This window comes from Chloroflexota bacterium (assembly GCA_038040195.1).
Classification (GTDB): Bacteria; Chloroflexota; Limnocylindria; order QHBO01; family QHBO01; genus DASTEQ01.
The window spans coordinates 175227-199218 of record JBBPIR010000002.1; the positions used below are offsets into that span (position 1 = coordinate 175227).

The window sequence follows — 23992 nt, forward strand, 5'->3', positions numbered from 1 at the left end:
CTCGTGGTCCGGCAACAGCTGGAGCGGAAACTCGTGGTCCGGCAACAGCTGGAGCGGAAACTCGTGGTCCGGCAACAGCTGGAGCACGGGGGGTTGGTACTAGGACACGGTGAGCAGGCGACAGCCTTGCGACGCTTGCAGGCCCAGCTGGGCGCTTGGACGAGGCGCCAGCTCCTCCGTGGTCCTGGCGGTGCGAGGACAATTGGGATCTCGGTAAGCGGCGGACGCACCCGTAGGCTGCGGTCCATGTCACGGCAGCTTCGGGTTTGGGTTCTTGTTCTCGCGATCGATGCCGCTGCGCTTGGCCTGGCGGCTCTGGTCCTCCCGCGGCTGACGGCTGTGGACGGGACCTGGCAGCTGCCATGGTTCGTCTTGGCCGTGGGTTTCTGGGCCGCCGAAGCGCGTGTCATCCATTTCCACTTCCGGCGTGGCGCCCACACGTTCTCGTTGAACGAACTGCCGTTGGTGATCGGGATGTTTCTCGCTGCGCCACTGGATGTCGTGATCGCCCAAGCGATCGGGTCTGCCGTGGCCCTGACCCTTCACCGACGCCAGCCGCCGGTGAAGCTCGCCTTCAACATCGGTTCATTTGCGCTGTCCTCGAGCGTTGGGCTTGGGGTCTTCCATCTCGTCGGCTCGGGCCCCTTGACCGACCCGGCTTGGTGGTTCGCCGCGTTCCTCGGCGCGGGTATCGCGAACCTCGTCGGCGTGTTCGCGGTGGCCGCCGCTCTCACCGTTTCGGAGGGCAGCCTGGGATTCCGCAAGCTGCGGCAGATGTTGGGCGTTTCATCGGTCGTCGCCGCCACGAATACGAGCGTTGCCTTACTGGGGGTCATCATCGTCATTGCCGAACCACGAGCGGCGTGGCTTCTGGTGGTCCCCGTCGCGACGCTCTTCTTTGGTTACCGCGCCTTCATTGGAGCGCGACAGCAGCACGAATCATTGGAGCTGCTCTACGAGTCGACCCGCATCCTGCAACGCACCCCGGAGCTTGACTCGGCGCTCGTTCAGCTCCTGTACCACAGTCGAACCATGTTCCGCGCAGAGCGAGCGGAAATCGTCATCTTCCCGTCGGATCCATCGGACGAGTATCTCGTCACGTCGGTGGCAGATGACCGGACGGCCATCATGGCCCCGGGCGATCCATCGATCTGGAAACCACTGCACCGGCACCTGGCAGATGATGGAAAGGCGTTCCTCCTCAACTCAACCGCCCTCGAATTGGGCGAAGGACGGGAGGTCCGGGACGCCATGATCGCACCTCTCGGCGCCGATGGCGGCATTGTCGGCGCTATGGTGGTGACCAACCGGCTGGGTGACGTCACCACCTTCACGGCCGAGGATCTTCGTCTGTATGCCACCGTAGCCAGCCATGCCGGAACGGCATTGGAGAACGGGCAGCTGGAGCGCTCGCTGACGAAGCTCTCCGTGCTCCAGGACGAGCTCAAGCACCAGGCGTTCCATGACGGCTTGACGAAGCTGGCTAACCGTAGTCTTTTCCGAGAGAACGTCGATGCGCGGCTGGCGGCGACCGTCCACGGCGGGCGGTCCGTGGTGATGTTCGTGGACCTGGACGACTTCAAGTTCGTGAACGACACGTACGGCCACGAAGCGGGGGATGCCATGCTCATCGAGGTCGCGAGGAGGCTCAATCTGTGCACGCGCGGGTCCGATCTCACTGCCCGCCTCGGGGGGGATGAGTTCGCCATCCTGGTGGACGACGGCGCTGCCCTGTCGAACGCCGAGCGGGTTGCGCAGAGGATTGCAGACTCCATCGGGCAGCCGTTCGTGCTGGGAGACATCCAGACGCATATGACCGCGAGCATCGGCATCGCGGCGGGATCGCAGGGCGACTCCGCTGAGGATCTCCTGCGCCAGGCCGACGTGGCCATGTACAGCGCCAAAGCGGCGGGCAAGGGTCGCTGGGCGATTTACAAGGCCTCGATGCTGAAGAGTGTTCGTTCGCGGCACGACGCTGGGAAGGAGCTCCGCCGTGCGGTCGACCTTGGGGAGTTCGAGCTACGTTATCAGCCCGTCGTCTCCTTGGAGTCTGGTGCGATCCTCGGCGCCGAGGCGTTGCTCCGATGGAATCACCCGACGCGAGGCGAGGTCGAGCCTGACGATTTCATCGCGGCCGCAGAGGAAGGCGCGATCATTGTGCCAATCGGGCGATGGGTGCTCGATGAAGCTTGCCGGCAAGCCGCGCGCTGGGGATCCAGCGATGAATCCGCGGCACCTTGGATTGCCGTCAACCTGTCCGCACGGCAGCTTCTGCATCCTACGCTGCCTGATGACGTACGCGGCGCAATCGCCAGATCCGGTTTGATGCCCGACCGTCTGGTACTGGAGGTTACTGAGAGCGTCCTGCTCCACGACGCGGAAGCCGCCATTGCGGTCATCGGCGAACTGCGGGCACTCGGGATCCGGGTGGCCCTTGACGACTTTGGTACCGGATACTCATCGCTCAGCTATCTGCACCGTTTCCCGATCGACATCCTGAAGATCGCATCGGGTTTCGTCGGTGTGGGCGACCCCAGCGACGCGCGCTGGATCCTGACTGAGGCGATCATTTCGCTCGGCAAGGCACTCGGCCTCCAGGTGGTCGCGGAAGGTGTCGAGCGTCGCGACCAAGTCCAACGCTTGAAGGCCGCTGGCTGCGAGCTGGCCCAGGGTTTCTTCTTCGCGCGACCGCTTCATCCGGACACCCTCGCAACGCAGTTCGCGCGTGATCTGGCTCAGCGCCTTGGCTCAGACCGCATGGAGCAATCCATAGCACCCAGCGCCGCATAGGACCGACAGGCCCAGCGGGATTCTCGCGAGGGAGGCCATGGGGCTACCCTGTGTCGGCCATGCGTTTCGCCCTCATGACCGAGCCCCAGCAGGGGCTCAGCTACGCCGACATCCTGGCCGCGGCCCGCGCGGCGGAGTCGGCGGGCCTGGAAGCCTTCTTCCGCTCGGACCACTACCGCGGCTTCCCCGGCCCGCCCGACCAGCCGAGCACCGACGCGTGGGCCACGCTGGCCGGACTCGCCCGCGAGACGACGACCATCCGGATCGGCGCGCTCGTGTCCCCGGTCACCTTCCGTGTCCCTGGCAACCTTGCCAAGGTCGTGGCCACCGTGGACGAGATGAGCGGCGGGCGGCTCGACGTCGGCATCGGGGCCGGCTGGAACGCGGAGGAGCACGCCGCGCTCGGCATTCCGTTTCCGTCCCTGCGCGAGCGCTACGACCGTCTGGAGGAGGCGCTTGCCATCGTCCACGGCCTGTGGACCGAGCCGGACGGCTGGGGATTCGACGGCCGTCACTGGCAAGTCCGCGACGCCCTGTTCCGCCCGCGCCCCACGTTCTCGGGACGGCGCCATCCCCATCTCATCCTGGGCGGCGACGGCGGGCCGCGCCAGGCGCGCCTGGTGGCAACCTACGCCGACGAGTTCAACCGGTCGTCCGCGACGCCGGAGCGGGTGCGGGACTCGTTCGGCCGCGTCCGCGCCGCCTGCGCGGCCATCGGTCGCGACCCGGACGAGGTCGTGTACTCAGCCATGGTCGGCGTGCTGGTGGCCGAGTCGGAGGGCGAGCTGCGCGAACGCGTGGCCGCTCAACTGGCGGCCTTCGGTGCGGATGCCGGCGCCGATGCCACGGCCTGGCTGGCCGAGCGGCGCGATCGGTGGATTCTCGGGACGCCGGACCAGGCGGCCGCGCGAATCCGCGAGCTGGAGGTCGCCGGGGCCCAGCGGATCATGCTCCAGGACTTCCTCCCCCGTGACCTGGACATGATCGCGCTCCTGGGACGCCTCGCTTCGGCCTGACCGGCCCGGGGACCGGGGCGCCGAGTTGGAGTACAGTACCCGCCACCGATCGACAGACCGCGGTCCGTCATCGGTCTGATGACAGCAATCAACGGGCGCGCCAGGGCAGCGCCAGCCCGAGAACGAGCTCTTGACAGGAGGAGTCGATGCCCGACTCCATGGCCGTGGGCGCCATTGCGCTCATCGCCGGCATCCTCGGCTTGATCGCCGGCTACGTCGTGCGTCGCCTGCTGACGGCCACCAAGGTCCGAAACGCGGAGTCGTACGCCGAGCGCCTGGTCGCCGACGCGCGGACCAAGCAGAAGGAGATCATCCTCGAGGGCAAGGACGAAGTGCTCCAGGTCCAGCGGGCGGCCGAGGAGGAAGCCCGCCAGCGGCGAACCGATCTGCAGCGCCAGGAACGGCTCTTGCTGGACCGATCCGAGGGCGTGGATCGCAAGGCCGAGTCCCTCGAGCGCCGCGAGGCGCAGGCCGAGGAGCGGGTTGGGGAGCTGGACGCCGAGAAGGTCCGCCTGGCGGCCCTCCGCGCCCAGCAGCTGACGTCGCTGGAGCACATTGGCGGCCTGTCCGCCTCCGAGGCCCGACAGGCGCTGATCCGCGACATCGAGGAGGAAGCGCAGGCCGAGGCCGCCCATCGCGTTCGGGAGATCGAGCGACACGCCACCGAGGACGGTGAAGAGCGGTCGCGGCGGATCCTGACCACCGTCATGCAGCGCATGGCGGCCGACCACACCTCGGAAGCGACCGTGACCGTCGTCCATCTCCCCAACGACGAGATGAAGGGCCGCATCATCGGCCGCGAGGGCCGCAACATCCGGGCCCTGGAGCAGGCCACCGGGGTCGACCTCATCATCGACGACACCCCCGAGGCGGTTGTCCTGTCCGGCTTCGACCCGGTGCGCCGGGAAGTGGCCCGCATGGCGCTCGCTAAGCTCATTGCCGACGGCCGGATCCACCCCGGTCGGATCGAGGAGACCGTCGCCAAGTGTCGCCTGGAGATCGAGGTCGTCATGCGCCAGGCCGGGGAGCAGGCCGCCTACGACGCGGCCGTGCCGGGCCTGCATGCCGAGCTCATCCGCCTCCTCGGCCGCCTGAAATACCGGACCAGCTACGGCCAGAACGTCCTGAACCACTGCATCGAGACCTCGCGCCTGGCCGCGATGCTGGCCGCCGAGCTGGGCGCCAACGTGGCCGAGGCCAAGAAGGGCGGCCTGCTGCACGACATCGGCAAGGCGGTCGACCACGAGGTCGAGGGGCCGCATGCGCAGATCGGCGCCGACATCGCGGCGCGCTTCGGCGTCCTGGCGACGGTCTGCAACGCTATCGCCGCCCACCACCAGGAGGTCGAGCAGGAGTCGATCGAGGCCACCGTGGTCCAGATCGCGGACGCCATCAGCGCTTCCCGCCCCGGGGCCCGAGGCGAGGCCCTGGACAGCTACATCAAGCGCCTCGACGACCTCCAGCAGATCGCGCTCAGCTTCCCGGGGGTCGAGCGCTGCTATGCCATCCAGGCCGGTCGCGAGGTGCGCATCCTGGTCCATCCCGGCGAAATCGACGACAGCGCCTCGTCGCGGCTGGCGCGAGATGTGGTGCGCAAGATCGAGGAGCAGCTCCAGTACCCCGGCCAGATCAAGGTCACCGTCATCCGCGAGACGCGCGCCGTGGATTACGCCCGATGACCGATCGCGCCGCGCGGATGCGGTGCCTGGTCATCGGCGACATCATCGGCAAGCCCGGCCGGCTGGCCATCGAGCACGCCCTGCCGGACCTCCGCGCTGAGCTGGACCTGGACATGGTCATCGCGAATGGCGAGAACGTGGCCGCCGGCGCCGGGCTGACCCCGTCCCTGGCCGAAGAGCTGCTGAGCTCGGGGATCGACGTCCTGACCAGTGGCAACCACATCTGGGACAAGCGCGAGATCTACGATTACCTCGACACCGATCGGCCCGTGCTGCGCCCGGCCAACTACCCCGACGACGCGCCGGGACGGGGCTGGCTGATCCACCGCCTGGCGGACGGGGAGCCGGTGGCGGTCATCAACCTCATGGGCCGGGTATTCATGAACCAGCTCGACTCGCCGTTCACCCTGGCCGACGCTCTCCTGGATGGGGCGGCCGAGCCGCTGCCGGCCCTGCGCTTCGTCGACTTCCACTGCGAGATCACCTCCGAAAAGAACGCCATGGGCTGGCACCTCGACGGGCGCGTCACGGCCGTGGTCGGCACCCACACCCACGTCCCGACCGCCGATGCGCGGGTCCTGCCCGAGGGCACCGCCTACATCAGCGACGTCGGCATGACCGGTCCCCGCGACTCGGTCATCGGCTTCCGGCTGGACACCGTCCTGCCTCGCTTCCTCCGCCACCTGCCCACTCGGTTCGAGGTCGCGGAGGGCCCGGTGAGCCTCAACGCGGCCCTGATCGAGGCCGATCGGCAGACCGGTAAGGCGATCAGCATCAGCCTTGTCCAGCGCCTGGTCGAGGTCTGACCGATCTGACCGATGGGCAAGCTCATCTACTCCCTGAACGTGTCGCTCGACGGGTACGTTGAAACGCCCGACCACAGCCTGGACTGGGCGTCCGTCGATGATGAGCTCCACGCGTGGTTCAACGATCTCGCTCGGGAACTCGATGCATCCCTCTACGGTCGACGGATGTACGAGCTGATGGCGGGGTATTGGCCGACCGCGGGATCCGACCCAGCGGCAACCGAGGTCGAGCGCGACTTCGCCCGGATCTGGATCGAGACGCCGAAGGTCGTCTTCTCGTCCACCCTTCCTTCGGTCGAGTGGAACAGCCGGCTTGTGCGCGGGGACGTTGGCGACGAGCTCGCGCGGCTCCGTACCGAGTTTGACCGCGATCTCGACGTCGGCGGCCCGACCCTGGCCTCGGCGTTCATCCGGCGAGGGCTGGTCGACGAGTATCGGCTGCTCGTCCACCCGGTCATCCTTGGCGCTGGCACGCCGTTCTTCCCGGCGCTCGAGGACCCGATCCGCCTCCGGCTGACCGAAACACGGACATTCGAATCGGGCGTCATCTACCTGGGCTACGCCGCGGCGTAGCACCTGGAAAACCGATCACGGCACGCCCCACCAAGCGACGGAGGCCGCCGCAGCCGCTTGCCGCGGTGGTGGGACCGACCGCAGCGGGCAAGACCGATCTATCTCTCGCCCTCGCCGACCGGGTGAGCTGCGAGATCCTCGTCGCCGACTCGCGCCAGGTGTACCGCGGCATGGATGTCGGGACGGCGAAGGTCGGCGAGGCGGGTCGGCGGCGCGTGCCGCACCACCTCTTGGACCTCGTCGATCCGTCCGAGCCATTCACCGTCGCGCAGTGGGCGGAGCGAGCCCGGACCCTGATTCCGGAGATCGCCGCTCGCGGCCGGCTCCCGCTGGTCGTCGGCGGCACCGGTCTGTACGTGATGGCGCTGGTCGATGGCTTCGACTTCGCCAGCCAGCCCTGGAGCCCCGAGGTCCGTCGCAGGCTCGCTGATGAGCTCGAGGCCGAGGGTCTGAGGGTGCTGGCCCAACGGCTGGGCCGCCTGGACCCGGCCAGCGCGGCTCGGACCGACCTGCGCAACCCGCGCCGGGTGCTCCGGGCCCTGGAACGGGCCGAGCTCGCAGGTGCGGCCGCCGCCGACACGGTCGGGGCGGACCCATACCCGGGAATGACGGCTCTGCTCGGCCTCCGGCGACCGCTGACCATCCTGGACCGACGGATCGGGGAGCGGGCGTCGGCCATGTTCCAGGCCGGTCTGCTGGACGAGACCCGGGCTTTGCTGGAGCGTGGCCTCGACCCTGCCTTGCCCGCGCTCACCGGCCACGGCTACGCCGAGGCGGCCCGCCACCTGGCGGGGGAGTGGAGCCTGGAGCTGGCGATCGAGACCACGGCCCGGCGTGTCCGACGCTACGCCCGCCGCCAGCTCAGCTGGTTCCGGCGCGATCGCCGCGTGCTGTGGATGGATGCCGGGGATCAGCCCGCCGACGATCCGGAGCTGGTTCGGCAGGGGAGCGAGCTCCTGAATCGGCTCCTCGTCGGCTAGGATGGCCGCCAGATGATCGCCGCCTGGACTCGATGAGCCGATCCGCCACGCGCACGGTGGAGGTCGCCCCGCCCATCGAGCGCGCCTTCCTGGTCGCCCTCGAGTCTCCGGCTGCCGAACGCTGGCCGGTCGAGCGTCGCCTGTCGGAGCTGGGCGGCCTGGCCGTGGCCGCGGGGGCCGAGGTGGTGGGCAGCACCAGCCAGCGCCGCACGCGCCCCGACCCTGCCTGGTACCTCGGGAAGGGGCGAGCCGCCGATCTGGCCGATGAGAAGGCGATGACCGGATTCAGCGTGCTCGTCGTCGACGATGAGCTGAGCCCCGCCCAGCAGCGGAATCTGGAGACGCTCCTGGACGGCAAGGTCCTGGATCGCAGCGCCCTGATCCTGGACATCTTTGCCCGCCACGCGCGGACCCGGGAGGGCCGCCTCCAGGTGGAGCTGGCTCAGCTCGAGTACCACCTGCCCCGGCTGACCCGCCTGTGGACCCACCTGTCGCGGACCGGCGGCGGGATCGGGACCCGGGGTCCAGGGGAAAGCCAGCTCGAGACCGACCGCCGGCGCATTCGGGAGAAGATCCATCGGCTCCGCGGCGAGATCGGTGCGGTCAAGCGCCACCGGGCCACTGCGGCTCGGCGGCGGGACCGGTCGGAGATCCCGGTCGTGGCCCTGGTGGGGTATACGAATGCGGGCAAGTCAACCCTCCTGAACACGCTGGCCGATGCCGATGCGTTCGTGGCCGACATGCCGTTCGCGACCCTGGATCCGACCTCGCGTCGGATCAGCCTGGATTCGGGACGCCACGTGGTCCTGACCGATACCGTTGGTTTCATCAACAAGCTACCGCACGACCTGATCGACGCGTTCCGGGCCACGCTGGAGGAGGTCCTGCGTGCCGACCTGCTGCTCGAGGTGGTGGACGCCTCGGACCCCGACTTCATCGCCCAGCAGGCGACAGTTGGCGCCGTCCTGGCGGAATTGGGCGCCGGCGACAAGCCCCGCATCCGGGTCTTCAACAAGCTCGACCGCCTCAATGGAGCGGTGGAGCGTGCCGGCCCCCAGCCATCCGACGAGGACGTGGCCTACGTGAGTGCCCTGACGGGGGAGGGCTTGGCGGCGCTGCGCGAGCGGATCGCGACCGCCCTTCGGGGCCCGCTAGTTGATGTGGATGCGGTTGTGCCCTATCCGCGTGCGGAGCTGGTGGCTCGCGCCCGTCAGGCAGGCGAGGTGACCGAACGATTCACTGACGACGGCGTGCGCATCGCCGGGCGGCTGCCGGCCACACTGGCGGGCGAGGTTCGGGCCGCGGCTATCGCACGGCCTCGAGCGCGGAGGAAAACCCCCGTCAGCGGCTGACGGCGCCCTGCTGGTTCGGGGTGATGCGATTCGCTGCCAGGGCCTGGGATAGCCGCTGCTGGTGGCGATTCAGGAGCTCCACACCGGCCACGGTCCAGGCACCGGTGATGGCCAAACCCAGGCCGTAGCCTCCCGCCAGGTCCGCCCAGTCGAGGTCGGTCGCAATCGCCAGCACCACGCTGGCGACGCCCCAGACGAGGGCCAGCCAGCCGCCGACTCGCATGACGTCACGTCGCTTGCTCATTTGCCAGCAGGCTAGGTCCGGCCGTGGATCGCGACCATGACCCGGTTGGCCTAGTACGGGAGGACCCTTAGTCCTCTCTTCTACCGCTTCCGCAAAGAGAGGTTATGTTGCGTTGACCTCGCACGAGGTGGCCCTTACTCGCCGTTGGGGATCTGGACGCCGAGGGTAATCGCCGCGGCAATGGCTGCGACGGCTAGGGCCAACGATTCGGTCGGGTCAATTGCCGCGTCGCCGCCGAGGGCTTGGAAGATTGGCCATGGCAGTGCACCGAAGATGACTGGAGCGACGGTCCAGGCCATGACCAGGGACGTTGGCGCCACCGCTCCGGGAAGATTCAGGGCGCGGGTGGCAACGCCGGTGAGGAGGCCGAGGAACGCGGCGAGCAGCAGGATGAGGATCACGGCAGGCTCGGGGGCCGCACCGGAGCCTTGAACGAGGCGCACCAGGCCCTGCTGGATGACCGCCACCAGCCCAGCCAGCAGGATGGTCAGCAGGACCGCTCGGGCTCCTCTCATGACGTCTCCCCCGCCGGGCGAGCGTTCAGAGAAGCGGCTATTTCAGCGGCAATCTTGTAGCTGGTTCCAATCCCCAAGGTGATCACGGCGTCCCCCGAACGCACATGGTCGGAAACGTATCCAGCGGTCTCGTGGGTATCCCCCGTCGCGATGGCGGGCACCGCTGACCGTTCCTCGATGGCATCGGCCAACTCCTCGGAGCTCACGATGGTGATGTCCGGATCGCGGGCCGCAAAGACATCGGCCACCACGACCTCGTCCGCGGATCGAAAGGCCTCTGCGTAGTCATCGAACATCGCCCGCGTGCGGGCGAAGGTGTGGGGCTCGATCACGGCCCACAGCCGCCGGCCACCCACCCGCTGCCGCGCCCCGGCGAGCGCGGCCCGCACCTCGGTCGGATGGTGGGCGTAGTCGTCGAAAACGAGCACCCCGGCAGTATCCGCGATCAGCTCAAGGCGCCGAGAGGCCCCGCTGAAGCCCTCCAGACCGCTTTTGAGGGCCTCTGGGTCGATTCCCAGCTCGCGGGCCATCACGAGCGCACCAACCGCATTCAGGACGTTGTGCGCGCCGGCCAGGCGCGATCGGTACCGAAGGCCGAAGAGGTCGAAGCTGGTGCCGTCCCGATCGAAGCCGACGTCGGTTGCCGCGTTATCGGTTCCGGCGCCGTATTGAATCAGGCGGCCGTCCCAGCCGTCCAGGTGTTCCAGCACCGCATCGGTCCCTCGATCCTCCGCCAAGGCCACCAGGAGCCGTCCCCCAGCCCGCTCGTCGGTGCTCATGCCTCCCAGGAAGCGTGCGAACATCTCGAACACCGCCTCCTCGTCGGCAAAGACGTCGGGGTGATCCATCTCGATGGTCGTCAGCAGGACTGCGGCGGGGTGCAGGTGGAGGAAGTTGCCGTCATATTCGTCGGCCTCGGCCACGAACTCCGCTCCCCCACCGGCCAGCGCCGAGGCGCCCCAGGCCGGCACCAGGGCGCCAACTTCGACCGTCGGATCGCGTCCGGCGTCGACCAGCAGGTGACCGAGGAGTGCGGTGGCGGTGGACTTGCCATGGGTGCCGGCCACGGCCACCCCGAGGCGACCCCGCTCCCCCATCAGCTCCCCAAGGATGGCCTGCCAGGGGACGACCGGGATGTCGCGATCGCCGGCGGCGATGAGCTCGGGCAGGTCGGGCTGGAGGCGGAGCGCGGCGCTCACGGCCACTCGGTCGACTCCCTCCAGGTGAGCCGGATCGTGCCCGGTCGCAACCGCCACGCCGAGTGCGGTCAGTGGCTCCGTGTAGGCCGAGGGGCCAGCAGCATCGCAGCCGTCAACCTGCGCCTTGGCGTGCGCCGCGAGCAGGGCCGTCCCTGCGGCCCCGGCGCCGGAGATGCCAATGACGTGGATCCGCTCGCCGGGCCGAACCATCAGCCGGCTTCGATCTCTCGTATCGCCAGCTCCAGGGCGGCCAATGCTGCCTCGGCCTTGTTGCCCTCGCGGTCGCGGGTGTACACGTGACGCTCCACGGTGGCCGGATGACCGCGCCGGCACGCGGCCACGAAATGGAGGCCGATCGGCTTGGCCGAGCCGTCGGCATCCGGGCCGGCGATGCCGGTCACGGCCACGGCCAAGTCGGTATCGAATCGGCTCCGCACACCTTCCGCCATGGCCTCCGCCACCTCGGCGCTCACCGCGCCATGGGCGGCGATCAGGTCCTCCGGGATCCCCAGCTGCAACGACTTGGCCAGGTTCGAATAGGCGATCACCCCGCCCACGTAGTAGCGGCTGGCGCCCTGAACCATCGTGATGGCGTGACCGATGAGCCCCCCCGTGGACGACTCCGCGCTGCTGAGCGTCCATTCCCCGGCCACGAGCGCCGCGGCCAGGCGGTTGGCAGCTGCGGCGAGGTCACGGTCTTCAGGTGCAGTCATCGGGCCTCAGTCATCGGTAGTTGATGAACTGGAGGGCGACCGGGTAGTCCAGCGCGCGCAGGTCAGCGATCACGGCCTGGAGCAGGTCCTTCTTGGGCGCCGACACCCGGAGCGCGTCACCCTGGATCGAGACCTTGACCTTGGGGAACTGCTCGCGCACGTGCCGCGAGAGCTCGCGGCCCTGGTCGGCGTTCAACCCTTTTCGAAGGCCGATGACCTGGCGCACGGTGCCCCCCGCGGCAGGCTCCAGCTTGCCCCAGTCGAAGATCTTCAGTGAGAGTCCGCGCCGGACGGCCTTGGTCTGCACCAGGTCCTTGACCGCCGCCGCCCGGAACTCGTCATCCGCGACCAGCGTGACCTCGGCCTTGCCCAGCTCGAGGGTGGATTTGCTTCCCTTGAAGTCGTACCGGGTCGCGATCTCGCGCCGGACCTGGTCGAGCGCGTTGACCAGCTCCTGCTGGTCGAAGTCGCTCACCACGTCGAACGAGAAGTCGGCCATGCGTCGTTATCTTGCCGTATCGGTTCGGTGCTTATGGGGCCGGCGGCGACGGCGAACCGAGGCCTGGACTGCCGCTGGGCGCCGGTGACTGGGGGTCCAGGGTGACCGTGATGGTGCGGCGCACCTGGTCCGACGATCGCCCGGTGACAGGATCGGTTGCGACCAAGGTGATCACGTTCGAGCCGGGCACAAGCTTGACCCGGATCGTGAACAATCCGCTGGCGGACGCGGTGGAAGTGGGGTTCTCGCGCAGCCCATCCACCGCGATCTGCGCGTCGGGAACGGTCTCCCCGCGTACCACGTACGAGGTGCCGGCGTAGGCGGCCAGGTCAGTAGCCGGATCGGTCACGGTCAAATCCGGCGTGGCGGCGAAGGTCAGGAACTGGTAGGCCAGGTAGCCCACGAATGCGACCACGAGCACAATCAGGCCGGCCGTGGCTATCCGGGTGGGGGTGAGGATCAGGGCGCCGCCGCGACGGACATCGATCGGGCGAAGCGGGGTGATAGCCGCCCGCGGGGCATCCTCCGAGGTGGCCTCCAGCCGGTAGAGGTCAAGGCACAGCTCGGGGTTCAGGCCAAGGTATAGGGCGTAGTTGCGGACGAAGCCGCGGGTGTAGACGGGGCTCGGGAGGTCCCGATAGTCACCCTGCTCCAGGGCAATCAGGTAGCGGGTCCGGATCCGTGTCTCGCGCTCGGCGCGGGCCAGGTCCCAGCGCTTGGCCTCGCGGGCCGCCCGGAGCATGTGCCCCAGGGTGCGGCCGCCGTGGGTCATGCCTCATCCTCACCCGGCCCGATCTCCCCGCCCCACCCGTCGGGCGTCATGAGCACCTCGCGGAAACGGCTGCCGTCAGCCGGACCCACGATGCCCCGATCCTCCATCTGGTCCAGGATGCGGGCCGCTCGGGCGTATCCGACCCGCAGCCGACGCTGGAGCAGCGAGGCCGACGCCTTGTCCGAGCGGCGGACGACGTCGATCGCCTGCCGCAGCAGCGGGTCGGCATCGGCGTCCTCGCCCGCTCCATCGGCGCTCCGGCCATCTCGCTTGGCGGCCGTGATCTCGGTCCGGTAGCGGGGCGCGCCCTGGGCCCGCCAGAAGCGGGCCAGCTTCTCGATCTCGGGATCGGTGACCAGGACGCCCTGGAGTCGCACGCCACGCGGCGAGTCGATCGGCAGATACAGCATGTCGCCGCGGCCCAGCAGGTCCTCGGCGCCGACCGCGTCCAGGATGGTGCGGCTGTCCACGCCGCTGGTCATGGCGAACGCGATGCGCGACGGGATGTTGGCCTTGATCAATCCGGTGACGACCTGGACCGATGGGCGCTGGGTGGCGACCACCAGGTGGATGCCGGTCGCCCGCGCCAGCTGGGCGATGCGGGTGACGGTGGCCTCGACCTCGTAGGCGCTCATCATCATCAGGTCGGCCAGCTCGTCGATGATCACGATGATGTACGGCATCCGCGCCTCGTCGGCGCGCAGCTCGGCGTTGTAGCCGGCGATGTTGCGCACCCCGCGCTGGGCGAACTCGTGGTAGCGGCTCTCCATCGTCCCGACCGTCCACTTCAGGGCGTTGACCGCCTTGTCGGTGTCGACGATGACCTCGGTCAGCAGGTGCGGCAGACCGCGGTACTGCGCCAGCTCGACGCGCTTGGGGTCGATGAGGATGAGCTTCACCTCGTCAGGTCGGTTGCGCATGACGAGGGAGCAGATCAGCGCGTTGACGCACACGCTCTTGCCCGATCCGGTGGCTCCGGCGATGAGCAGGTGCGGCATGCGCGACAGGTCCGCGGCCACCGGCTGGCCGGCCACGTCCTGGCCCAACGCGAAGGCCAGGTCGCCCTCGCTGGCGATCTGCTGGAACGCCTTCGAGCCGAGGACCTCCTTGAGGGTCACCAGGTCGAAGGCCGCGTTCGGGATCTCGACCCCCACGTAGGGTTCGCCGGGGATGGGCGCCTCGATCCGGATCGAGCGGGCGGACAGGGCGAGTGCCAGGTTGTCGGCCAGCCCCTGGATCCGCGACAGCTTGATCCCCGGCTCCACGTCCAGTGCGTACTGGGTCACGACGGGGCCTTCCTGGATGCGGGCGACCTTTACGCCGATATCGAAGCTGGACAGCGTTTGGCGGATGAGCTGTCCCTTGGCCGTGAGGTCCATCTGCGCCGGACCGTTGCCCGGCGCATCGGCCAGCAAGCCCAAGTCGGGCAGGATCCAGCTCTGGGCCGCCCGTTCGAGTGCCGCGTCGGCCGCCTCCCGCTCCCCCACCTCGGCCAGGTGGGCGGTCTCGCCGGATTCCAGCTCACCGTGGGTCAGACTCTCGTCGTCCAGCACCGCCACGCCCCCGCCGGGCAGCGCGCCCGCCCCGGCCGTGGCAAGTGCCGGCTCGGGACGTTGTCGCCGGAGGATGACGGGCGGCTCGTCCGGCGCCGAGCTCCGCGCGGGAGGCGACATGCCCGGCCCCGTGGCTGCCCGGGCGCTCGCGGCCGCGGCGGCCGCCGGTCCGACCTCCCGACCATGCGACCAGGCCGCGAACACGTCCCCGATGGTCATGTTGAAGAACAGGAGGAAGCCCACCACCAGGAGCAGGAACAGGACGATGGCCGCGCCCGCGCTGCCGAGCAGCACGACGAGCGGGGCACAAACCAGGGTCCCGATGACGCCTCCCCCATCCCCCGTCGGGACGACGGCGCCGGGGCCGCCTACCGCAAGCTGGAAGATCCCCTGCAGCGACAGGGTGACGAGGACCACGCCGAGGGCCGAGATGATGCGTTCGGTGGGCACCGAGCGCATCCAGAGCATCAGCGCGAAGAGCAGCAGCAGCGCGGGCGCGAAGAAGAACCCCCACCCGAGCAGGGTCTTCAGGAAGTCGCGCCACAGGGTCACCCCGGCCGCCGCGTCCGGCGTGGCCAGGGCCAGGAGCGACACCAGCGCCAACACGACGAGGGCCAGAGCGCCCACCTCGCGAACGACCCGGCGGCTGATGCGGAGGCCTGTGTTGGCGGCCCGTCGAGCCCGTTTCTGGCGGCGAGACCGCGACCTCGATCGTGCCTTGACCATCGGGGCTCAGACCTCCAGCACGATGGGTAGGATCATGGGGCGGCGGTGCGTCTTCTCGTAGAAGAAGCGGCTCAGGACGTCGTGGATCTTGGTCTTCAGGTAGCCCGGCTCCGCCCCATGCCCGTCTCCCCCCTTGTTCAGCTCCGCGGCCAGATGTGCCCGAGCCTCCTCCAGCAGCGGATCATCCGCATCAGGCAGGAAGCCGCGACCGATGAGGTCCGGGCCGCCGACCGTGCGTCCGGTGGCCGTGGCCACCGTCAGCGCGACCATGACAACCCCGTCGCTGGCCAGTGCCCGGCGGTCGCGGAGGATGACCCCGTCCACGCCATCCACCGCTGCCAGGCCGTCCACCAGCACTGCACCCGCCGTCACGCTCCCCGCCAGGCGGGCCACGCGACCGTCGAATTCGACCACCTGGCCATTCTGCAGGACGAAGATGCGGTCCACCGCCACGCCGGCTCCCTCTGCCAGCAGGGCGTGCTGGACGAGCATCCGGTACTCACCGTGGATCGGGATGAAGTGGCGTGGTTTGGCAAGGCCGAGCATGAGCTTCAGCTCCTCGCGCGAGCCGTGGCCCGACACGTGGCAGTGGGTGACAGGCTCGTAATGGACCATCGCCCCTTCCTTGAAGAGGTTGTCGATGGTCCGGGCCACCGCTTCCTCGTTGCCGGGGATGGGCGAGGCGGACACGATCACCGTGTCGCCGGGCACGATCGTGATGCTCCGATGGTCGCGGCTGCTCATCCGCGTCAGCCCGGACATCGGTTCGCCCTGGGAGCCGGTGGTCACCACCACCAGCTGCGATGGATCGATGCGCTCCAGCTGGTTCTTGGCGACCACCGTCCCGTCCCGCCCATCGAGATACCCCAGCTCGGTGGCGATGGCGGCGTTCTGCTCCATGCTGCGCCCCAGCAGGACGACCTTGCGTCCGTGCTCGGCCGCGGCGTCGATGGCCTGCTGGACCCGCCCGATGTTCGAGGCGAAGGTGGCCATTATGACCCGCCCCTCGGCCGCCCCGATCAACTGGCGCAGGGACTCACCGACGGTCGCCTCCGACAGCGTGTAGCCGTCACGCTCGGCGCGGGTCGAGTCGGACAGCAGGAAGTCGACCCCCTGGCGCCCCCATTCGGCGATCAGGCCCAGGTCGGCGCGCGTCCCGTCGGGCGGGGTGTGGTCGAACTTGAAGTCCCCGGTATGGATGATCGTGCCCCGCGCGTGGCGGATCGCGAAGCCGACCCCACCCGGGATCGAGTGGTTGACGCGGAACGGCGTCACCCGGAAGGCGCCGACCGCGAACTCCGTTCCGGGCTCCACCTCATGCAGGGTGGTGGCGCCCATGAGCTTGTGCTCGCGCAGCTTCCCGGTGACCAGGCCGATGGTGAGCTTGGTGGCAAAGATCGGGGTGCCGGACAGGCGAGGCAGGACGTAGGGCAGGCCGCCGGTATGGTCCTCGTGGCCGTGGGTCAGCAGGATGCCGCGCACCGCGTCGCGCCGCTCGGCCAGGTACGTCGCATCGGGGACCACGAGGTCGATCCCGAGCATCTCGGGCTCGGGGAAGGCCAGCCCGCAGTCGACGACCACGATCTCGTCATCGGCTTCGATGGCGGTGATGTTCTTGCCCACCTCGCCGACCCCACCCAGGGGAATGATTCGGAGCGTGCCTGGCATCGCGTCCTCTAGAACAGTGTCATCTGTCGGTCATCGTCAACTCGGCTGAGCACCGGCGGTTGGGCCGAGGCCCTGGGAGCACTCTCTTCCCGCTCCGCCGCGAGAGCGTCGCGGGCTGCCAGCAGCGCCGCCGGCAGGCCACGGAAGTCGCGCGCCAGCGTCTCTCGGAGGGCGGACGACCGCAACGCGGCAGCCGGATGGTACATCGGCAATACGAACCGACCGCCCGCCCGCCGCAGCCGCCCATGCGCCTCGGAGATGCGCGCCCCGGGCAGATAGCGCTGCAGGGAGTGCCGGCCAAGCGTCACCACCAGAACCGGGTCCAGGGCGTGCTCCTGGCGGTCGAGATAGGGCGAGCAGGCTTCGATCTCCGACGGCTCCGGGTCTCGGTTTCCCGGCGGCCGGCACTTCACCACGTTGGTGATGAACACGTCACTCCGCTGCCAGCCAATCGCGTGCAGCAGCTCTTCGAGCAGCTGCCCGGCCGGGCCCACGAAGGGCCGCCCCGTGGCGTCCTCGCGCTGGCCCGGACCCTCCCCCACCAACAACACGTCGCTGATCGCGTTCCCCTCGCCGGGAACGGCGAGCGTGCGCCCGGTCGCCAGCGGACAGCGGGTGCAGGCCCGGACCTCGGCCGCTACCGCGGCGAGATCGGCCTCCCCGCTCATCGGGGACGCCGGTGCCTACGAACGCTCCGTGTCCGCACCGGCGCCGGCAGGAACGCCCGAGCGTGCCATGTGCCGCTCCATTGCCGCTCGGCGGCTCAGGTTGACGCGGCCCATGCGGTCGATCTCGGTGACCACCACCATCAGCTCGTCGCCGATGGCCACCACGTCCTCGACCCGCGCGACGCGGAAATCGGCCAGCTGGCTGATGTGGACCAGGCCCTCCTTGCCGGGCAGGATCTCGACGAAGGCCCCGAAGTTCATGATCCGGGTCACCTTGCCCAGGTATTCCTTCCCGACCTCGACGTCGCGGGTCAGGCCCTCGATCCAGCGGACCGCCTTCTCGCCGGCCTCGCTTGAGACGGCGGCAATCTGGATCGTGCCGTCGTCCTCGACGTTGATCTGGGTCCCCGTCTCGGCGGTGATCTGGCGGATCACCTTGCCGCCGGCGCCGATGACGTCGCGGATCTTGTCGACCGGGATCTTGATGGTCGTGATTCGCGGCGCGTACGGGCTCAGCTCGGATCGGCTGGCGCTGATGACGGCCGTCATCTTGTCCAGGATGAACAGCCGCGCGGTGCGGGCCTGTTCCAGGGCATCGCGCAGGATCTCGGTGGTGATGCCCTGCACCTTGATATCCATCTGCAGGGCGGTGACGCCCTCCGCGGTGCCGGCCACCTTGAAGTCCATATCACCGAACATATCCTCCTTGCCGGTGATGTCGGTGAGGACCGCGTAGCGGTTGGTGTCCGGATCGGTGATCAGGCCCATGGCCGCCCCGGCCACGGGGGCCGAGATCGGCACACCTGCGTCCATCAGGGCCAGGGTGCTGCCACACGTGCTGGCCATGCTGGTCGAGCCATTCGAGGACACGACTTCGCTGACCACCCGGATCACGTACGGGAACTCGTCGACCGGCGGCAGGACCGGCAGCAGGGCGCGCTCGGCGAGGGCACCATGACCGATCTCGCGCCGGCCGGGGCCCCGCATCGGCTTGGACTCGCCGACCGAGTACGGCGGCATGTTGTAGTGATGCAGGTATCGCTTCTCCGTCTCCGGCGAGATGGTGTCCAGGCGTTGGACGTCGCTGGACGGACCCAGGGTCGCGATCGTGAGGGCCTGTGTCTGGCCCCGGGTGAACAGGCCCGACCCGTGGGTCCGGGGCAGGATGCCGACCTCCACCGAGATGGGCCGGATGGTGGTCGTGTCGCGTCCGTCGATGCGGATGTTCTCCGACAGCACCAGCTCCCGGACGGTGGCCTTGGTGAGCACGTCCATCAAGGGTGAGCCGATGCCGTGGCGGCGCCGGAGGTCCTCCAGGGCCTGGCCCTGCTCGGCCCGGTTGTAGGCCTCGCGACCGCGGCGCACCTCGGCCGCGATGTCGGCCCGAATGGCGTCCAGCCGTTCGACGAGGCCGGTGGTCAGGCTGATGAACAGCTCGGCCGTGGCCTCCGCGTCGGGCATCGCCCGATGAGCGGCACCGTGGTCCTTGCCGAAGATGAATCGCATGAGGTCCGCCAGCTTGTAGCTCCCCGCGTCGGGGTACAGCTGGTAGGCCAGCTCCAGCGTGTCATAGACAGCGCTTGGCTCCCAATGGACGTCGTTGGGGAGATGGCGCAGCACGAACGGCAGGTCGAAGCTCACGTTGTGGGCCACGACCGGCGCGTTGCCGACCCATTCGACGAAGCGCGGCAGCACCTCGGCCGCGGTGGGGGCCTTGGCCACGTCCTCGTCGGTCAGGCCGTGGACCTGATGGCCGATGATCGAACGACCGGGGTTGACCAGTGATTCGAACCGATCGACGACCGCTCCGTCGCGAACCCGCAGGGCGGCGACGTCGACGATGTAGCCGTGCTCCGGCTTCATCGAAGTGGTCTCGAGGTCGAGGATCACGAACTCGGTGCCCGGGCGGGCAAGCGCGCTTCCGAGCTTTGGGATGGACTCCGCGCGCGGGCCGAAGAATGGCGTGCGCTTGGGCGCGCCGGCGCTCGACACCAGCTTGTCCTGGAGCTCGATCGACTTCTGGAGCTCGGCGTGCCCCCAGGTGATGGCCTCGAGCATGGTGGCTTCGGGCAGGATCTTCGCGCCGGCCTCGACCATCATGATCGCGTCGCGCGTGCCGGCCACGACCAGGTCGAGCGTGCTGTTCTCGAGCTGGCTGTTGGTCGGGTTGGCCACGAACTGGCCATCGATGTATCCCACCCGGACCGCTCCGACGGGCCCCATGAATGGGATCGGGCTGACCGACAGGGCCGCCGAAGCGCCGTTCACGGCCAGGATGTCGGGGTCGTTTTCCTGGTCAGCCGACAGGACGGTGAGGACGACCTGAACGTCGTTCTTGTAGCCCTTCGGGAAGAGAGGGCGAATCGGGCGGTCCGTCAGCCGCATGGCCAGGATGGCGGCCTCGGACGGGCGCGACTCGCGCTTGATGAACCCGCCGGGGATCTTGCCCGCGGCGTACATCCGCTCCTCGAAGTCCACGGTGAGCGGGAAGAAGTCGATCCCCTCGCGGGGCTCGGCCGAGACGGCGGTGGCCAGCAGCACGGTGTCTCCGTAGCGGACCAGGACCGCTCCATCGGCCTGCTCGGCAAGCTTGCCCGTCTCCAGTGAGAAGGTTTGCCCGCCGATCTCTGTTTCAACCTTGATAGCCAAGGAAATCCTCCAATATGGTGACGTGTCCGGCGCGGCCAACCCAACCTGGGTGGCGCGGCTCGGAGGGGGTGCGTCGCGTCCGACGCGAGAGTGGGTCGACCCGGCGTGGCCGGGTCACGGGGTGAATGACGACGTTACCGGCGCAGGCCGAGACGGCCGATCACCGCGCGGTAGCGATCCACGTCCGTGCGGACGAGATACGCGAGCAGGCGGCGGCGCTGGCCGACGAGCTTGAGCAGCCCGCGGCGCGAGGCGTTGTCCTTGGGATAGCTGCGCAAATGCTCCGTCAGTGACTTGATCCGCTCGGTCAGGAGCGCGACCTGCACTTCGGGAGACCCGGTGTCGCCATCATGCGTTGCATAGTCGGTGGCGACGGCGACCTTCGTAGCCGGGTCGAGCGGCAAATGTTCCTCCACTTTCAATCTGTCGGTTCGTTGCATCGTATCAGACGATCCCGGCCAGCGCCGCCCGGGCCGCGACCTCGTCGCGCTGCATCTGGACTGTGAGCGCCGCCGCGGAATCAAACCGCTGCTCGTCGCGGAGCCGTGTCACGAGCTCGAGGCGTAGTTCTTGGCCGTAGAGATCGCCGTCCCAATCGAGGAGGTGCGCTTCGACGACAACATCGCCCTGGTCGTGGAACGTAGGCCGACGCCCGACGCTAACCAGCGCGCCCGTCGGGCTTGGGCCGGTCGGGCCGGCTGCCACGCCGGCGTAGATGCCGAGCGAAGGGAGCGCAGGGCGGTACCCGAACGCCAGGTTCGCGGTTGGATAGCCCATGGCTCGCCCCCGCCCGTCGCCGCGAACGACCTCACCGGTCAGGGCAGGGCGGCGCCCGAGCAACCGGGTGGCGTCCCGAACATTGCCTTCGGCCAGGACGCGGCGGATTCGACTCGACGAGATTGGTCCGTCATCCATCTCCGGCTCGATCACGACGACGTCGAACCCATGGTCGGGGCCGATCTCCATCAGCCGCTGGGGGGTGCCGGCCCGGTCGCGGCCGAACGCCGTGTCGGGGGTCATCACGAGGGCCACCGTCCGCAATCCCGGCGCAAGGGCGTCAAGGAATGCTTCGGGCGGCATATCCCGAACCGATGCATCGAACCGGATGAGGATGGCCTCCACACCCGCATGCCGGATGCGACTCAGGTTCTCGGACAGTGGCGCCAACCAGTCCACGGCGTGGCCGGGGCGGATGACTTCGATCGGTGGTGGGTCGAAGACCAGCGCCACCGGCCCGGCGCCCCGAGCGGCGGCGGCCTCCCGCACGGCCGAGAGCAGAGCCCGATGTCCACGGTGTACGCCATCGAACACACCCAGCGCCAGGGCCACTGGGCCGGTTGAGTCCCGAGCCGCGACGTCGGCGAGCGTCAATACCCGGTCGGCTGAAGGGTCAGTCATGCCGACGGCTCGGCCAGGACCTTCTGGGGGTGCAGGACCCCGTCGGCGAGAAGGCCCACGCCCAATACGCCCGATGGGCCGCGGACCAATACTCGCCCATCTCCGGACCACGGCAGCTCGCCGCCATTCCCGAACCGGCGGGCCTGCTCCTCGTCCAGCGCGAGTTGAGGCAGGTCCACGAGCTGCTCGAGGGGAACCAGCGCCTGGTCGAGCCGGCCCTCGCGCGCCAGTGTCTCCAGCTCCGAGGGTGTCCGGGCGTCACTCGCCGCAAGCCCGGCCGCTTCGGTGCGCCGCAACGCACGCAGGTAGCCGCCGCACCCCAGCTGCTCACCGAGGTCGCGGGCAATCGAACGCACGTAGGTTCCCGGGCCAGTCTGCAAGTCGAGGTGGAGGTCGAGCCACCCGTCCCCCGCCGTGACATCGAGGAGGCGCAGGGCATGCACCGTCACCTCCCGCGTTGGCAGATCCAGGGCGCTTCCGCGACGGGCCGCGCGGTGGGCCGTTCGGCCACCCTGCTTGCGGGCGGAGAAGGCGGGCGGGCGCTGCTGGAACGTGCCCACGAACGCACCCAGTGCGGCTTCAGCCGCGTCCACGCCGGGCGGAGGCCCGCCCGCCTCGAGAGGCCCCTCCCCGTCATCGGTCCGCGACCGGAACCCCAGCCGCACGACGGCGTCATAGCGCTTGGGCCCAGCCGTCAGCTCCTGGCTCAGCCGGGTGGCGCCGCCGACCAGGATCGGGAGCACTCCCGAGGCCAACGGATCCAGCGTACCGGCGTGACCGATGCGTTGCATCCCGCTCAGGCGGCGGACCAGGCCGACCATGTCGTGGGATGTGGGCCCGACCGGCTTGTCGAGGTTAAGGACGCCGATCATCGGCGCGTTTCAGCTCACGCTCGCATTCCGCCAGCACGCGGTCTCGGGCCACGCCCAACGGCGCGTCGACCGTGCAGCCGGCGGCGCGCGCATGCCCACCACCCCCGAATGCGGCTGCGACCGCCACCGCATCGGCCCGTGCCGAGGTCCGGATGCTGACCCGGGTGACGGCTGGTCCCTGCTCCTTGAACAGGAGGACGATGTCCGTGTCGCGGGCCAGTCCCAGCAGGTCGATGAATCCTTCGCTCGCGTCGAGCGAGGTGCCGGTCTCGGCCATCATGGCCGCGGTCAGGGCGGCATGGACCACCCGCCCCTCGCTGGCCGTCGCGACGCCGGCCAGTGCACGGCCCCATAGGGTCAGCGTCGTGAACGGTTTCTCGGCGTAGATGGCCCGGTGGATGGCCGCCAGCGATGCCCCGGCTTCGACCAGCGATGCCGCCACGCGTAGCGTGCGTGGGGTGACGTTGGGGTGGGCAAACGTGTGGGTGTCATTGACGACCCCGGCCAGCAGGACCGTTGCCAGCTCCGGATCCAGCTCGACGCCGAGATCGGGCAGCAGGAGCGTCACCATCTCACAGGTCGAGGCCGCGCCCGGGTCGACCATGTTGACCGCGCCGAACCCGGGGTTGCTCACGTGATGGTCGATGTTCACGATCCGCGCCCGCGCGAGCCAGTCGGCGTGGTCGGTCGAGATCCGTCCGACCCGAGCCAGGTCCCCGGCGTCCACGATCACCGCCACGTCCGGTTCGAGCGCGGGCGCGGTCCGCACCTCCGCCACGCGCGGCAGGAACTGGAGGTAGGGCGGCACCGGGTCGGCCATCACGACCTCGGTCGGGATGCCGTATCGCTCCCCCACCATGCGGATCGCCAGCGCGGCTCCCAGCGTGTCGGCGTCCGGGTTCTCATGACCGATGGCCGTGATCCGCTGCGCGCCGCGCAGGGCGGCGACGACCTCCTTCATCGGTCTTTGTCCTCGGCGGCGTCCAGGTCGCGGAGCAGCTTGAGGACCCGATCGCCGTCCGCGATCGATTCATCGGCCCGGAACACGAGACGCGGGATATGCCGGATGGTGAGGCGTTCCCCCAGCCGGTGCCGAAGCCAGCCGGCGGCATCGGTCAGGGCGGTCAGGGTCTTCGCCTGGTCCTGGTCAGGCCCGTACACCGAGACCCACACGCGCGCCTGGGTGAGGTCCGGCGCGGTGTCGACCCGGGTCACGGTGGCGAACCCGACTCGCGGGTCGTTCATCTCGCGCTGCAGGATCTGCATCAGCTCGGCGCGAATCTGGCTGTCCAGGCGGTCGGTGCGCTGACTCACCGGGTT

23 protein-coding genes are annotated in these 23992 nt (G+C 69.1%); 7 read left to right on the forward strand and 16 right to left on the reverse strand.

Annotated elements, in window-relative coordinates; all coding sequences use genetic code 11:
• Positions 1–249: 249 nt before the first annotated feature.
• Positions 250–513 carry a hypothetical protein gene (locus AABM41_04935; protein MEK6191657.1) on the reverse strand — a complete coding sequence of 88 codons (264 nt, stop codon included), beginning with the start codon at positions 511–513 and terminating at the stop codon, positions 250–252.
• 195 nt (positions 514–708) lie between these two features.
• On the opposite strand from AABM41_04935, the gene AABM41_04940 reads away from it, so the two are divergent.
• The 7 genes from AABM41_04940 to hflX all read left to right on the forward strand — a co-directional run bounded on the left by AABM41_04940 (position 709) and on the right by hflX (position 9196).
• Entirely contained in the window at positions 709–2790 is a 2082-nt protein-coding gene (locus AABM41_04940) for an EAL domain-containing protein (GenBank protein ID MEK6191658.1), read from the forward strand.
• Positions 2791–2849: 59 nt separating this feature from the next.
• Positions 2850–3806 (forward strand): TIGR03560 family F420-dependent LLM class oxidoreductase, encoded by a 957-nt coding sequence (locus tag AABM41_04945; GenBank protein MEK6191659.1) that lies wholly within the window; start codon positions 2850–2852, stop codon positions 3804–3806.
• A 146-nt stretch (positions 3807–3952) separates the two neighbouring features.
• Positions 3953–5485 (forward strand): ribonuclease Y, encoded by a 1533-nt coding sequence (gene rny / locus AABM41_04950; GenBank protein MEK6191660.1) that lies wholly within the window; start codon positions 3953–3955, stop codon positions 5483–5485.
• Positions 5482–6291 (forward strand): TIGR00282 family metallophosphoesterase, encoded by an 810-nt coding sequence (locus AABM41_04955; protein MEK6191661.1) that lies wholly within the window; start codon positions 5482–5484, stop codon positions 6289–6291. The genes rny and AABM41_04955 overlap by 4 nt, the downstream gene beginning before the upstream one ends.
• Before the next feature lie 12 nt (positions 6292–6303).
• Entirely contained in the window at positions 6304–6864 is a 561-nt protein-coding gene (locus tag AABM41_04960; GenBank protein MEK6191662.1) for a dihydrofolate reductase family protein, read from the forward strand.
• Positions 6865–6932: 68 nt separating this feature from the next.
• Positions 6933–7844, forward strand: coding sequence for a tRNA (adenosine(37)-N6)-dimethylallyltransferase MiaA (gene miaA, locus AABM41_04965; GenBank protein MEK6191663.1), 912 nt, complete (start codon positions 6933–6935; stop codon positions 7842–7844).
• Positions 7845–7876: 32 nt separating this feature from the next.
• Positions 7877–9196 (forward strand): GTPase HflX, encoded by a 1320-nt coding sequence (gene hflX / locus AABM41_04970; GenBank protein MEK6191664.1) that lies wholly within the window; start codon positions 7877–7879, stop codon positions 9194–9196.
• Here the strand turns inward: hflX and AABM41_04975 are convergent.
• From AABM41_04975 to rbfA, 15 genes are all read right to left on the reverse strand, one after another.
• The gene (locus tag AABM41_04975) at positions 9186–9440 is read right to left on the reverse strand and encodes a hypothetical protein (GenBank protein MEK6191665.1); all 255 of its coding nucleotides are present in this window, start codon (positions 9438–9440) and stop codon (positions 9186–9188) included. The two genes, hflX and AABM41_04975, sit on opposite strands and share 11 nt — an antisense overlap.
• 134 nt (positions 9441–9574) lie before the next feature.
• Positions 9575–9955 carry a hypothetical protein gene (locus AABM41_04980; protein ID MEK6191666.1) on the reverse strand — a complete coding sequence of 127 codons (381 nt, stop codon included), beginning with the start codon at positions 9953–9955 and terminating at the stop codon, positions 9575–9577.
• Positions 9952–11364 carry a UDP-N-acetylmuramate--L-alanine ligase gene (gene murC / locus AABM41_04985; protein ID MEK6191667.1) on the reverse strand — a complete coding sequence of 471 codons (1413 nt, stop codon included), beginning with the start codon at positions 11362–11364 and terminating at the stop codon, positions 9952–9954. Before murC ends, AABM41_04980 begins: the two co-directional genes overlap by 4 nt.
• A complete protein-coding gene (locus AABM41_04990) occupies positions 11364–11867 on the reverse strand; it encodes a CinA family protein (GenBank protein ID MEK6191668.1) in 504 nt (167 codons plus the stop codon). Before AABM41_04990 ends, murC begins: the two co-directional genes overlap by 1 nt.
• 10 nt (positions 11868–11877) lie before the next feature.
• Complete coding sequence (locus AABM41_04995; GenBank protein ID MEK6191669.1) at positions 11878–12366, reverse strand: YajQ family cyclic di-GMP-binding protein; 489 nt, start codon at positions 12364–12366, stop codon at positions 11878–11880.
• Between the two features lie 31 nt (positions 12367–12397).
• Positions 12398–13138, reverse strand: coding sequence for a helix-turn-helix domain-containing protein (locus tag AABM41_05000; protein ID MEK6191670.1), 741 nt, complete (start codon positions 13136–13138; stop codon positions 12398–12400).
• Entirely contained in the window at positions 13135–15417 is a 2283-nt protein-coding gene (locus tag AABM41_05005; protein ID MEK6191671.1) for a DNA translocase FtsK 4TM domain-containing protein, read from the reverse strand. The genes AABM41_05000 and AABM41_05005 overlap by 4 nt, the downstream gene beginning before the upstream one ends.
• Before the next feature lie 6 nt (positions 15418–15423).
• The gene (locus tag AABM41_05010) at positions 15424–17085 is read right to left on the reverse strand and encodes a ribonuclease J (GenBank protein MEK6191672.1); all 1662 of its coding nucleotides are present in this window, start codon (positions 17083–17085) and stop codon (positions 15424–15426) included.
• Positions 17086–17093: 8 nt separating this feature from the next.
• Complete coding sequence (locus AABM41_05015; GenBank protein MEK6191673.1) at positions 17094–17753, reverse strand: uracil-DNA glycosylase; 660 nt, start codon at positions 17751–17753, stop codon at positions 17094–17096.
• A 15-nt stretch (positions 17754–17768) separates the two neighbouring features.
• Positions 17769–20396: a polyribonucleotide nucleotidyltransferase gene (gene pnp, locus AABM41_05020; protein ID MEK6191674.1), complete on the reverse strand. Its 2628-nt coding sequence runs from the start codon at positions 20394–20396 to the stop codon at positions 17769–17771.
• Between the two features lie 140 nt (positions 20397–20536).
• Complete coding sequence (gene rpsO, locus AABM41_05025; GenBank protein MEK6191675.1) at positions 20537–20806, reverse strand: 30S ribosomal protein S15; 270 nt, start codon at positions 20804–20806, stop codon at positions 20537–20539.
• A 40-nt stretch (positions 20807–20846) separates the two neighbouring features.
• Positions 20847–21800, reverse strand: a complete 954-nt coding sequence (gene ribF, locus AABM41_05030) for a riboflavin biosynthesis protein RibF (protein MEK6191676.1) — start codon at positions 21798–21800, stop codon at positions 20847–20849.
• On the reverse strand, positions 21797–22672 hold the full coding sequence (gene truB, locus AABM41_05035) for a tRNA pseudouridine(55) synthase TruB (protein ID MEK6191677.1): 876 nt from the start codon (positions 22670–22672) through the stop codon (positions 21797–21799). Before truB ends, ribF begins: the two co-directional genes overlap by 4 nt.
• A complete protein-coding gene (locus tag AABM41_05040) occupies positions 22656–23633 on the reverse strand; it encodes a bifunctional oligoribonuclease/PAP phosphatase NrnA (GenBank protein MEK6191678.1) in 978 nt (325 codons plus the stop codon). Before AABM41_05040 ends, truB begins: the two co-directional genes overlap by 17 nt.
• A complete protein-coding gene (gene rbfA, locus AABM41_05045) occupies positions 23630–23986 on the reverse strand; it encodes a 30S ribosome-binding factor RbfA (GenBank protein ID MEK6191679.1) in 357 nt (118 codons plus the stop codon). The genes AABM41_05040 and rbfA overlap by 4 nt, the downstream gene beginning before the upstream one ends.
• Positions 23987–23992: the final 6 nt, after the last annotated feature.

Excerpts from the sequence above, each read along its gene's own strand:
- AABM41_04990 (MEK6191668.1), bottom strand. The coding sequence starts at position 11,867 with ATGACTGCACCTGAAGACCGTGACCTCGCCGCAGCTGCCAACCGCCTG.
- hflX (MEK6191664.1), top strand. The coding sequence starts at position 7,877 with ATGAGCCGATCCGCCACGCGCACGGTGGAGGTCGCCCCGCCCATCGAG.
- AABM41_05015 (MEK6191673.1), bottom strand. The coding sequence starts at position 17,753 with ATGAGCGGGGAGGCCGATCTCGCCGCGGTAGCGGCCGAGGTCCGGGCC.
- AABM41_05040 (MEK6191678.1), bottom strand. The coding sequence starts at position 23,633 with ATGAAGGAGGTCGTCGCCGCCCTGCGCGGCGCGCAGCGGATCACGGCC.
- AABM41_05000 (MEK6191670.1), bottom strand. The coding sequence starts at position 13,138 with ATGACCCACGGCGGCCGCACCCTGGGGCACATGCTCCGGGCGGCCCGC.
- AABM41_04975 (MEK6191665.1), bottom strand. The coding sequence starts at position 9,440 with ATGAGCAAGCGACGTGACGTCATGCGAGTCGGCGGCTGGCTGGCCCTC.
- truB (MEK6191677.1), bottom strand. The coding sequence starts at position 22,672 with ATGATCGGCGTCCTTAACCTCGACAAGCCGGTCGGGCCCACATCCCAC.
- ribF (MEK6191676.1), bottom strand. The coding sequence starts at position 21,800 with ATGACTGACCCTTCAGCCGACCGGGTATTGACGCTCGCCGACGTCGCG.
- AABM41_04995 (MEK6191669.1), bottom strand. The coding sequence starts at position 12,366 with ATGGCCGACTTCTCGTTCGACGTGGTGAGCGACTTCGACCAGCAGGAG.
- AABM41_04945 (MEK6191659.1), top strand. The coding sequence starts at position 2,850 with ATGCGTTTCGCCCTCATGACCGAGCCCCAGCAGGGGCTCAGCTACGCC.
- rny (MEK6191660.1), top strand. The coding sequence starts at position 3,953 with ATGCCCGACTCCATGGCCGTGGGCGCCATTGCGCTCATCGCCGGCATC.
- AABM41_04960 (MEK6191662.1), top strand. The coding sequence starts at position 6,304 with ATGGGCAAGCTCATCTACTCCCTGAACGTGTCGCTCGACGGGTACGTT.
- murC (MEK6191667.1), bottom strand. The coding sequence starts at position 11,364 with ATGGTTCGGCCCGGCGAGCGGATCCACGTCATTGGCATCTCCGGCGCC.
- AABM41_05005 (MEK6191671.1), bottom strand. The coding sequence starts at position 15,417 with ATGGTCAAGGCACGATCGAGGTCGCGGTCTCGCCGCCAGAAACGGGCT.
- AABM41_04955 (MEK6191661.1), top strand. The coding sequence starts at position 5,482 with ATGACCGATCGCGCCGCGCGGATGCGGTGCCTGGTCATCGGCGACATC.
- AABM41_05010 (MEK6191672.1), bottom strand. The coding sequence starts at position 17,085 with ATGCCAGGCACGCTCCGAATCATTCCCCTGGGTGGGGTCGGCGAGGTG.
- AABM41_04980 (MEK6191666.1), bottom strand. The coding sequence starts at position 9,955 with ATGAGAGGAGCCCGAGCGGTCCTGCTGACCATCCTGCTGGCTGGGCTG.